The organism is Escherichia sp. TW14182 (genome assembly GCF_000208525.1).
Classification (GTDB): domain Bacteria; phylum Pseudomonadota; class Gammaproteobacteria; order Enterobacterales; family Enterobacteriaceae; genus Escherichia; species Escherichia ruysiae.
In genome coordinates, this window is record NZ_AEJZ01000074.1 from 15,910 (window position 1) to 26,466 (window position 10,557).

Annotated in this window: 15 protein-coding genes; 9 read left to right on the forward strand and 6 right to left on the reverse strand. The window is 48.5% G+C overall.

Annotation, left to right across the window (positions count from 1 at the left end; all coding sequences use genetic code 11):
* Positions 1 to 14: 14 nt before the first annotated feature.
* The 3 genes from EQY_RS0107375 to arfA are packed head-to-tail and all read left to right on the forward strand — an operon-like array spanning position 15 to position 1,093.
* Entirely contained in the window at positions 15 to 383 is a 369-nt protein-coding gene (locus tag EQY_RS0107375) for a DnaJ family domain-containing protein (protein WP_000266521.1), read from the forward strand.
* A 10-nt stretch (positions 384 to 393) separates the two neighbouring features.
* Positions 394 to 819 (forward strand): Zn(2+)-responsive transcriptional regulator, encoded by a 426-nt coding sequence (gene zntR / locus EQY_RS0107380; protein ID WP_000285598.1) that lies wholly within the window; start codon positions 394 to 396, stop codon positions 817 to 819.
* A 55-nt stretch (positions 820 to 874) separates the two neighbouring features.
* Positions 875 to 1,093 (forward strand): alternative ribosome-rescue factor ArfA, encoded by a 219-nt coding sequence (arfA, locus tag EQY_RS0107385; RefSeq protein ID WP_000092701.1) that lies wholly within the window; start codon positions 875 to 877, stop codon positions 1,091 to 1,093.
* On the opposite strand, the gene mscL is transcribed toward arfA, so the two are convergent.
* From mscL to def, 5 genes are all read right to left on the reverse strand, one after another.
* Positions 1,090 to 1,500, reverse strand: a complete 411-nt coding sequence (gene mscL / locus EQY_RS0107390; RefSeq protein ID WP_000022446.1) for a large-conductance mechanosensitive channel protein MscL — start codon at positions 1,498 to 1,500, stop codon at positions 1,090 to 1,092. The two genes, arfA and mscL, sit on opposite strands and share 4 nt — an antisense overlap.
* Positions 1,501 to 1,629: 129 nt before the next feature.
* The gene (trkA, locus tag EQY_RS0107395; RefSeq protein ID WP_000691382.1) at positions 1,630 to 3,006 is read right to left on the reverse strand and encodes a Trk system potassium transporter TrkA; all 1,377 of its coding nucleotides are present in this window, start codon (positions 3,004 to 3,006) and stop codon (positions 1,630 to 1,632) included.
* 21 nt (positions 3,007 to 3,027) lie between these two features.
* A complete protein-coding gene (gene rsmB, locus EQY_RS0107400) occupies positions 3,028 to 4,317 on the reverse strand; it encodes a 16S rRNA (cytosine(967)-C(5))-methyltransferase RsmB (protein WP_000744791.1) in 1,290 nt (429 codons plus the stop codon).
* A gap of 51 nt (positions 4,318 to 4,368) precedes the next feature.
* Positions 4,369 to 5,316, reverse strand: coding sequence for a methionyl-tRNA formyltransferase (gene fmt, locus EQY_RS0107405; RefSeq protein WP_000004442.1), 948 nt, complete (start codon positions 5,314 to 5,316; stop codon positions 4,369 to 4,371).
* A gap of 14 nt (positions 5,317 to 5,330) precedes the next feature.
* Positions 5,331 to 5,840 (reverse strand): peptide deformylase, encoded by a 510-nt coding sequence (gene def / locus EQY_RS0107410; RefSeq protein ID WP_000114984.1) that lies wholly within the window; start codon positions 5,838 to 5,840, stop codon positions 5,331 to 5,333.
* 129 nt (positions 5,841 to 5,969) lie between these two features.
* On the opposite strand from def, the gene dprA reads away from it, so the two are divergent.
* From dprA to EQY_RS0107440, 6 genes are read left to right on the forward strand one after another with little or no spacing between them, the layout of a single operon-like run.
* A complete protein-coding gene (gene dprA / locus EQY_RS0107415; protein WP_000228512.1) occupies positions 5,970 to 7,094 on the forward strand; it encodes a DNA-protecting protein DprA in 1,125 nt (374 codons plus the stop codon).
* The gene (gene smg / locus EQY_RS0107420) at positions 7,066 to 7,539 is read left to right on the forward strand and encodes a DUF494 family protein Smg (RefSeq protein WP_000460672.1); all 474 of its coding nucleotides are present in this window, start codon (positions 7,066 to 7,068) and stop codon (positions 7,537 to 7,539) included. The genes dprA and smg overlap by 29 nt, the downstream gene beginning before the upstream one ends.
* 28 nt (positions 7,540 to 7,567) lie before the next feature.
* A complete protein-coding gene (locus EQY_RS0107425) occupies positions 7,568 to 8,110 on the forward strand; it encodes a DNA topoisomerase family protein (RefSeq protein ID WP_010346159.1) in 543 nt (180 codons plus the stop codon).
* Positions 8,111 to 8,114: 4 nt separating this feature from the next.
* Positions 8,115 to 8,687 (forward strand): L-threonylcarbamoyladenylate synthase type 1 TsaC, encoded by a 573-nt coding sequence (gene tsaC / locus EQY_RS0107430; RefSeq protein WP_024212454.1) that lies wholly within the window; start codon positions 8,115 to 8,117, stop codon positions 8,685 to 8,687.
* 4 nt (positions 8,688 to 8,691) lie between these two features.
* The gene (gene aroE / locus EQY_RS0107435) at positions 8,692 to 9,510 is read left to right on the forward strand and encodes a shikimate dehydrogenase (protein ID WP_000409178.1); all 819 of its coding nucleotides are present in this window, start codon (positions 8,692 to 8,694) and stop codon (positions 9,508 to 9,510) included.
* Positions 9,507 to 9,764, forward strand: coding sequence for a DUF1488 family protein (locus EQY_RS0107440; protein WP_001070563.1), 258 nt, complete (start codon positions 9,507 to 9,509; stop codon positions 9,762 to 9,764). The genes aroE and EQY_RS0107440 overlap by 4 nt, the downstream gene beginning before the upstream one ends.
* Here EQY_RS0107440 and EQY_RS0107445 read toward each other — a convergent pair.
* A complete protein-coding gene (locus EQY_RS0107445) occupies positions 9,740 to 10,294 on the reverse strand; it encodes a gamma carbonic anhydrase family protein (RefSeq protein WP_001285642.1) in 555 nt (184 codons plus the stop codon). The genes EQY_RS0107440 and EQY_RS0107445 overlap by 25 nt on opposite strands.
* Between the last annotated feature and the right edge of the window lie 263 nt (positions 10,295 to 10,557).

Below are 10,557 nucleotides of genomic sequence, written 5' to 3' on the forward strand. Positions count from 1 at the left end.
CCCCTGGAGTATTTATGTGGTTACTTGACCAGTGGGCAGAGCGCCATATATCAGAAGCGCAAGCGAAAGGTGAGTTTGATAATCTGCCCGGTAGCGGCGAGCCATTGATACTTGATGATGATTTCCACGTGCCACCGGAATTACGTGCGGGGTATCGCTTGTTGAAGAATGCAGGTTGCTTACCGCCAGAACTTGAGCAACGAAAGGAGGCAATTCAACTTCTGGATATCCTCAAAGGTATTCATCATGACGATCCGCAATATCATGAAGTTAGTCGTCGGTTGTTATTACTGGAGTTAAAGCTGCGACAAGCAGGATTGAGCACCGAGTTTTTACGTGGTGAGTATGCTGAAAAATTGTTGAATAAAATCAATGAGAACTAATGGAGTAAATATGTATCGTATTGGTGAGCTGGCAAAAATGGCGGAAGTGACGCCTGACACGATTCGTTATTACGAAAAGCAACAAATGATGGATCATGAAGTGCGTACCGAAGGTGGTTTTCGTCTTTATACTGAAAGCGATCTCCAACGTTTGAAGTTTATTCGTCACGCCAGACAGCTCGGTTTCAGCCTTGAGTCGATCCGAGAATTACTGTCGATCCGTATCGATCCTGAGCACCATACCTGTCAGGAATCAAAAGGCATTGTGCAGGAAAGATTACAGGAAGTGGAAGCGCGGATAGCCGAGTTGCAGAGTATGCAACGTTCACTGCAACGGCTTAATGATGCCTGTTGTGGGACAGCCCATAGCAGCGTTTATTGTTCGATTCTTGAAGCTCTTGAACAAGGGGCGAGTGGCGTTAAGAGTGGCTGTTGATTTATTGCCCTGGCGGGATTACACTCGCGCCGTTAAACAACCAACTGGAGTTTTTATGAGCCGATATCAGCATACTAAAGGGCAGATAAAGGATAATGCGATAGAAGCATTACTGCATGACCCCCTGTTCAGACAACGCGTAGAGAAAAATAAAAAAGGGAAAGGCAGCTATATGCGAAAAGGAAAACATGGCAATCGGGGGAACTGGGAGGCCAGTGGCAAGAAAGTGAATCGCTTTTTTACCACTGGCCTTCTGCTTTCTGGCGCTTGTTAAGAGCGGTTATTCTGCTCTTTCAGCAAATCACGAATTTCTGTCAGTAATACTTCTTCTTTAGTTGGTGCTGGAGCCGCCGCCGGTTCTTCTTTTTTCCGATTCAGTTTGTTGATTAGCTTAATCGCCATAAAGATGGCAAAGGCAACAATCAGAAAATCAAATACGTTTTGAATGAAGACGCCGTAATGCATAACAACAGCGGGTACATCCCCCTGCGCATCGCGTAATGTGACAGCAAACTGTTTAAAGTCGATCCCGCCAATTAATAAACCCAGCGGCGGCATGATGATATCAGCAACCAGTGAAGAGACGATCTTACCGAATGCGGCGCCGATAATGACACCTACAGCCAAATCCACTACATTCCCGCGCATCGCAAATTCGCGAAATTCTTTAATAATGCTCATGTTATTCTCCCTATGAAACTGACATTTATAAGTCTAACAAATGTTAAGCCATTTTCCTGCCAGGAATGAATTTAATTAATCCTTGATAATCAAAGGGAAATAATAAGGCGTCATTAGACGCCTTATTAATTACAAAAAGAAAGGGCTTGGCTGGAAGAGTCTTTCGACGTCGGTAATAAACTTTTTATCTGTAAGAAACATAATCACGTGATCGCCTTGCTCAATACGTAAATTATCATTAGCAATCATCACGTCGTTTCCGCGTACCACCGCACCGATGATTGTCCCCGGTGGCAGTTTAATTTCATCAATAACCCGACCAACAACACGAGAAGTGCTCTCATCACCGTGAGCAACAGCTTCAATAGCTTCAGCCACTCCTCGACGGAGTGAGGAAACACCAACAATATCAGCTTTTCGCACATGACTAAGCAACGCAGATATAGTTGCTTGTTGCGGTGAAATCGCAATATCGATCACGCTTCCTTGAACCAGATCCACATAAGCGCGACGTTGGATCAACACCATCACCTTTTTTGCCCCCATACGTTTGGCAAGCATGGCGGACATGATATTGGCTTCGTCATCGTTGGTGACGGCAATAAACAGATCAACTTGATCAATATGTTCTTCAGCCAGCAGTTCCTGATCCGACGCATCGCCAAAAAAGACGATCGTATTCTGCAACTTTTCCGCCAGTTCGGCAGCGCGCTGCTGATTACGTTCGATGAGTTTGACGCTGTAATCTTTTTCCAGACGACGCGCCAGTCCAGCGCCGATATTGCCGCCGCCTACCAGCATAATCCGCTTATACGGTTTTTCCAGACGTTGTAATTCGCTCATCACCGCGCGGATATGCTGTGAAGCAGCAATAAAGAACACTTCATCACCAGCTTCAACGATGGTCGAACCTTGCGGACGAATGGGGCGATCGTGGCGGAAAATTGCTGCCACACGAGTATCGATATGTGGCATATGTTCGCGCATGGTCGAAAGTGCATTACCAATCAGCGGGCCACCATAATAGGCTTTAACCACAGCCAGACTGACTTTACCCTCAGCGAAGTTCACCACCTGCAATGCGCCGGGATACTCAATCAGTCGGTAAATATTATCGATAACCAACTGCTCTGGCGCGATCAGATGATCAATCGGTACGGCATCAGAATGGAATAGCTTATCAGCATCTCGAACGTAGTCCGGCGAGCGGATACGAGCGATGCGATTAGGGGTGTTGAAAAGTGAGTAGGCTACCTGGCAGGCAACCATATTAGTTTCATCTGAACTAGTTACAGCAACCAGCATATCGGCGTCGTCGGCACCTGCCTCTCGCAATACGCGTGGATGAGAGCCATGCCCCTGCACAACACGCAGATCAAATTTATCCTGCAAGGTCCGCAGACGCTCACCATTAGTATCGACAACGGTAATATCGTTGTTCTCGCCAACCAGGTTTTCCGCCAGCGTGCCGCCAACCTGACCGGCACCCAGAATGATAATTTTCATCAGTCGCGACCCGTTATCTCATCACTTTTTGATTAGCTTAGCGTAAAAGAAGCCGTCACCGTCTTCGGCGCCTGGAAGATTTTGCTTACCAGGTTGCTCAGGTGTTCCTGTTTCGCAAAGTACGGCATCATCAGTACGTTGCAAAAAGGCTTTAATCTGCTGGCTATTCTCTTCCGGCAACACCGAACAGGTAGCATAAACCAGGGTTCCACCGGATTTTAAATATGGCCAGATGGCGTCAAGGATTTCAGACTGCAACTGAGCGAGTTCCGGGATATCGCGATCGCGACGCAACCATTTAATATCCGGATGGCGACGAATCACACCGGTTGCCGAACAAGGCGCATCTAATAAAATGCGATCAAACTGTTGCTCGCCACACCATTGGGAAGGGTAACGGCCATCACCTTGTTTCACGATTGCCTTCATACCAAGGCGTTTTAAATTGTCGTAAACGCGAGAGAGCCGTTGCTCATCAATATCGACCGCCAGCACTTGCGCTTCTGGTGCCACTTCAAGGATATGCGTTGTTTTACCGCCGGGGGCGGCACAAAGATCCAGAATGTATTCACCATTTTGTGGAGCAAGCCAGGTCATGCAACCTTGTGCTGATGCATCCTGAACGGTAACCCATCCTTCTTCAAAACCGGGTAGCGCATGAACAGGTGCGGGTGTTTCCAGGCGTACAGCATCCGGGTAATCCGCATGTGGGAAGCCTTGCATACCAGCCTCTTCCAGAAGTGCAATCCAGTTATCGCGGGAATTATGCATACGATTAACGCGCAGCCACATTGGCGGACGCTGGTTATTGGCTTTGACGATGGATTGCCACTGCTCTGGATACGCTTTTTGTAGACGCTTCAGCAACCAGGAAGGATGTAGATAACGTGCATCACTGGCATTAAACTCGGCTAATAACTCTTCTTGCTGACGCTGGAACTGGCGTAACACGCCGTTAATCAGCCCCTTAAGTTGCGGGCGCTTAATTGCGACAGCACCTTCAACCGTTTCAGCCAGCGCAGCATGAGGTGGAATGCGGGTATAAAGCAGTTGATACAAACCAACCATAATCAGGTAATGCACAGTACGCTGTTTGCCAGTCATCGGACGGGCCATTAACTTATTAATCAGCCAGTCTAGCTGTGAGAGCGTACGCAATACGCCAAAGCACAACTCTTGAAGAAGGGCTTTGTCTTTATCGGAAACTTTTTGCTGTAGCGGTGGCAGAATGTTGCTTAATGATTGCCCTTGTTCGACGACTTGTTCAACGGCCTGGGCCGCCATGCTACGTAAATTACGTTGTTTTTTCATAAGTATAAAAATAAAAATGCCCGGCAAGACCGGGCTTAGAAGAGTGGACTATCAGGCCAGACGGTTGCCCGGAACAAACCATTCCCGACGAGAATTCAGGAGGTCTTGCGCGCTCATCGCTTTCTTACCCGCAGGTTGTAACGAGAGCAGGTTCAGGATGCCATCACCAGTTGCAACCTGGATGCCTTGTTTGTTGGCTTCAAGGATCGTTCCTGGCGCAGCCTTTGTTGGCGTATCAATGACCGACGCTTTCCAGACCTTAACCGGCTGTCCTTCAATTTCCAGCCAGCTCATCGGCCATGGATTGAAAGCGCGAATGCAGCGTTCAAGCTGTGCTGCCGAAAGTGACCAGTCAATACGTGCTTCTTCTTTACTTAGCTTTTCAGCGTAAGTGACAAGAGTTTCGTCCTGAACTTCTGGTTTCGCCGTCCCGTCTGCCAGTTGTTTCAACGTGGTGATAAGCCCTTGTGGGCCAAGCTCTGCCAGCTTGTCGTACAGCGTACCACTGGTATCTTCTGCAGTGATCGGGCAGGAGAGTTTATAAAGCATATCGCCAGTGTCCAAACCGACATCCATTTGCATAATGGTCACGCCGGTTTCTGCATCTCCCGCCCATAACGAACGTTGGATTGGCGCGGCACCGCGCCAGCGAGGCAGCAGTGAACCATGAACATTGATACAGCCGAGACGTGGCATCTCCAGCACAGCTTTAGGCAGAATCAGCCCATAGGCGACGACAACCATAACATCAGCTTGCAGGTCAGCGACCAGTTGCTGGTTTTCTTGTGGACGCAAAGAAACAGGCTGAAAAACGGGTAAGCCTTTTTCTTCAGCCAGCATTTTGACCGGACTTGGCATCAGCTTTTTGCCGCGCCCTGCTGGTCGGTCGGGTTGGGTAAACACGCCAACAACGTTATGTCCAGAAGACAACAGCGCGTCAAGATGACGCGCTGCAAAGTCAGGTGTACCCGCAAAAATAATACGTAGTGATTCTGACACGTTAGTTCTTATCCTTAAGCCCGGGCTTTCAGACGATCCAGTTTTTCAACTTTCTGACGAATACGTTGTTGTTTCAGCGGTGACAGATAATCCATAAACAGTTTGCCAACCAGGTGATCCATCTCATGTTGAATACAGATGGCTAACAGGCCGTCTGCTTCCAGTTCAAATGGTTTACCGTCGCGGTCCAGGGCGCGAATTTTAACTTTCTCAGCGCGTGGCACTAAAGCACGTTGTTCAGGGATCGACAGGCAACCTTCTTCAATGCCTGTTTCGCCGCTTTTTTCTAAAAGCTCCGGATTGATTAGCACCAGCCGTTCGTCACGGTTTTCCGAAACATCAATAACAATGATACGTTGATGGATATCAACCTGGGTTGCAGCCAGGCCAATACCTTCTTCTGCGTACATCGTCTCGAACATATCATCGACGATACGCTGAATTTCTGCATTCACTTCTTCTACCGGTTTAGCAACTTTGCGAAGCCGCTCGTCCGGAATATGTAACACTTGCAAAACTGACATAAATCTCCAGAGATGTGTTCAGGAGTTAGAAAGATTATTTCTTTTATTCTAGACAAATCCCCCTCTGATTGACAGCATCACTGACCAATCGCAAAGATTGCTAAGGCTGCTTATGGCAGGGAGATAAGGATGGTCGATACAGAAATTTGGCTGCGTCTGATGGGCATCAGCAGCTTGTACGGCGATGATATGGTTCGTATCGCTCACTGGCTGGCAAAACAGTCGTATATTGATGCGGTTGTATTGCAGCAAACAGGGCTTACATTGCGGCAGGCACAACGCTTTCTTTCATTTCCGCAAAAGAGTATTGAAAGCTCACTTTGTTGGCTTGAACAACCCAATCATCATTTAATCCCTGCGGATAGCGAATTTTATCCTCCTCAACTTCTCGCAACGGTTGATTATCCCGGTGCTCTGTTTGTTGCCGGGGGGCTTCCCGCATTGCGATCATTTCAGCTTGCCGTCGTGGGAAGTCGTGCTCATTCATGGTATGGCGAGCGATGGGGACGATTATTTTGCGAATCGCTGGCGACACGTGGCGTAACGATTACCAGTGGGCTGGCGCGTGGAATCGACGGTGTGGCACATAAAGCGGCGGTACAGGTAAATGGCGTTAGTATTGCGGTCTTGGGAAATGGACTCAATACTATCCATCCGCGTCGCCATGCTCAACTCGCCGCTAGTCTGCTTGAACAGGGAGGCGCTATCGTTTCCGAATTTCCGCTGGATGTTCCGCCACTGTCTTACAATTTCCCGCGAAGAAATCGCATTATCAGTGGTCTAAGTAAAGGTGTACTGGTGGTAGAAGCTGCTTTACGTAGTGGTTCTTTGGTGACAGCACGTTGTGCGCTTGAACAGGGGCGAGAAGTTTTTGCCTTGCCCGGTCCATTAGGGTGTCCGGGAAGCGAAGGGCCTCACTGGTTAATAAAACAAGGTGCGACTCTTGTGACGGAACCGGAAGAAATCCTGGAAAATTTGCAATACGGATTGCACTGGTTGCCAGATGCCCCTGAAAATTCATTTTATTCACCGGATCAGGAAGACGTGGCATTGCCATTTCCTGAGCTCCTGGCTAACGTAGGAGATGAGGTAACACCTGTTGACGTCGTCGCTGAACGTGCCGGCCAACCTGTGCCAGAGGTAGTTACTCAACTACTCGAACTGGAGTTAGCAGGGTGGATCGCAGCAGTACCCGGCGGCTATGTCCGATTGAGGAGGGCATGCCATGTTCGACGTACTAATGTATTTGTTTGAAACCTATATTCACACAGAAGCTGAGTTGCGTGTGGATCAAGACAAACTTGAACAGGATCTTACCGATGCAGGATTTGATCGAGAAGATATCTACAATGCCCTGCTTTGGCTGGAAAAGCTTGCGGATTATCAGGAAGGACTGGCAGAGCCAATGCAACTGGCCTCTGATCCACTCTCCATGCGTATTTATACCCCGGAAGAGTGTGAAAGACTGGATGCCAGCTGTCGTGGTTTTCTGCTTTTCCTTGAGCAAATTCAGGTGCTTAACCTTGAAACCCGTGAAATGGTGATAGAGCGAGTGCTCGCGCTGGATACCGCAGAGTTCGACCTGGAAGACTTGAAATGGGTAATCCTGATGGTGTTGTTCAATATTCCGGGCTGCGAAAATGCGTACCAGCAAATGGAAGAATTACTCTTTGAAGTGAATGAAGGTATGCTGCATTAATCATTTCTTTAATTCAGCATAAGTTGTTATGGCGAAATCAGCACTGTTCACGGTGCGTAATAATGAGTCCTGCCCAAAGTGCGGGGCTGATCTGGTTATTCGATCCGGGAAACACGGTCCGTTTCTTGGGTGCTCACAGTATCCGGCGTGTGACTACGTCCGTCCTCTGAAATCTTCAGCGGATGGGCATATCGTCAAAGTTCTGGAGGGGCAAGTTTGCCCTGCATGTAGCGCAAATCTGGTATTACGCCAGGGACGCTTTGGTATGTTTATTGGCTGCAGTAACTACCCTGAATGCGAACATACTGAACTTATCGATAAACCGGACGAAACGGCAATTACATGTCCCCAATGTCGGACGGGTCATCTGGTCCAGCGCCGCTCCCGTTATGGCAAAACATTCCACTCCTGTGATCGCTACCCGGAGTGTCAATTTGCTATTAACTTCAAACCCATAGCCGGAGAGTGTCCTGAGTGTCACTATCCGCTACTCATCGAAAAGAAAACCGCGCAGGGTGTTAAACATTTCTGTGCCAGTAAACAATGTGGAAAGCCGGTTTCGGCGGAATAATAACGTGAATAATAACCTGCAAGGAGACGCTATCGCGGCTGCGATAGATGTCCTCAATGAAGAACGTGTCATCGCCTATCCAACGGAAGCTGTTTTCGGTGTCGGGTGCGATCCTGATAGCGAAACTGCAGTGATGCGACTGTTGGAGTTAAAACAGCGTCCGGTTGATAAGGGGCTGATTTTAATCGCAGCAAATTACGAGCAGCTCAAACCTTATATCGATGACAGCATGCTGACGGACGCGCAGCGTGAAACCATTTTTTCCCGCTGGCCAGGTCCTGTCACCTTTGTCTTTCCCGCGCCTGCGACAACACCGCGCTGGTTGACGGGGCGCTTTGATTCGCTTGCTGTACGAGTCACCGACCATCCGTTGGTGATTGCTTTGTGCCAGGCTTATGGTAAACCGCTGGTTTCTACTAGTGCCAACTTGAGTGGATTGCCACCTTGCCGGACAGTAGACGAAGTTCGCGCACAATTTGGCGCGGCGTTCCCGGTTGTGCCTGGTGAAACGGGGGGGCGTTTAAATCCTTCAGAAATCCGCGATGCCCTGACGGGTGAACTGTTTCGACAGGGGTAACATAATGGAAATCTATGCTGTTTTTGGTAATCCGATAGCCCACAGCAAATCGCCATTCATTCATCAGCAATTTGCTCAGCAACTGAATATTGAACATCCCTATGGGCGCGTGTTGGCACCCATCAATGATTTCATCAACACACTGAACGCTTTCTTTAGTGCTGGTGGTAAAGGTGCGAATGTGACGGTGCCTTTTAAAGAAGAGGCTTTTGCCAGAGCGGATGAACTCACTGAACGGGCAGCGTTGGCTGGTGCTGTTAATACCCTCAAGCAGTTAGAAGATGGGCGCCTGCTGGGTGACAATACCGATGGCGTAGGTTTGTTAAGCGATCTGGAACGTCTCTCTTTTATCCGCCCCGGGTTACGTATCCTGCTCATTGGCGCTGGCGGGGCATCTCGCGGTGTACTACTGCCACTTCTTTCCCTGGACTGTGCGGTGACAATCACTAATCGGACGGTTTCCCGCGCGGAAGAGTTGGCTAAATTGTTTGCGCATACTGGCAGTATTCAGGCGTTGGGTATGGATGAACTGGAAAGTCATGAGTTCGATCTCATTATTAATGCAACATCCAGTGGCATCAGTGGTGATATTCCCGCGATCCCAGCATCGCTCATCCATCCAGGTATTTGTTGTTATGACATGTTCTATCAGAAAGGAAAAACACCTTTTCTGGCATGGTGTGAGCAGCGAGGCTCAAAGCGTAATGCTGATGGTTTAGGGATGCTGGTGGCACAGGCGGCTCATGCCTTCCTTCTTTGGCATGGCGTTCTGCCTGATGTAGAACCGGTCATCAAACAATTGCAACAGGAGCTGGCGGTGTGAATCAGGCCATCCAGTTTCCAGACAGGGAAGAGTGGGACGAGAATAAAAAATGTGTATGTTTTCCCGCTCTGGTGAATGGTATGCAACTGACATGTGCGATCTCTGGCGAGAGCCTGGCGTATCGCTTTACTGGAGATACGCCAGAACAGTGGTTAGCGAGTTTTCGTCAGCATCGCTGGGACCTGGAAGAAGAAGCGGAAAACTTAATTCAGGAACAAAGTGAAGATGATCAAGGCTGGGTCTGGTTACCCTGATCCAGATATTCGTCCTTCCATTTCACGTAATTATTCGCGGAATAGCGTAACCCAGCCTTCTCTTCATCACTTAACGGGCGGATCTGTTTGACGGGGCTACCGAGATACAGATATCCGCTCTCCAGCCGTTTATTTTGTGGGACCAGGCTACCCGCACCAATCATCACATCATCTTCTACTATTGCGCCATCAAGTAAAATTGAGCCCATCCCAACCAACACTCGATTGCCAATGGTGCAGCCGTGGAGCATCACTTTATGCCCAACCGTAACGTCTTCGCCGACGATTAACGGATTGCCTTGTGGATTAGCCGTTGATTTATGGGTCACGTGTAAGACGCTGCCATCCTGGATATTGGTTCGGGCGCCGATCTGAACATAATTAACATCACCACGAATTACAACAAGTGGCCAGATCCCCACATCATCGGCCAACCGAACATCACCAATAACCACACTGCTACTGTCAATCATGACTCGCTGACCGATTTGTGGAAAAAGATCCCGGTATGGGCGTAGAGTGTCTGACATACTTACCTCAACGAAAAATGATTTATCTATGACTTTGGGTGCTTTATTAGCCTTGCGCAAGTGTTTTGCTATGTAAAAATGCGCCATTTTGCATGTGAATGCAGCAAAGAGGCTGAAAAAAGAACAAACAGAAAAAAAGATCAAAAAAGTACTTGTGCAAAAAATTGGGATCCCTATAATGCGCCTCCGTTGAGACGACAACGTGAAACACTTCACAAGATGGTCGTAACAACGAAGAGAAAAATCCTGAAATTCAGGGTTGA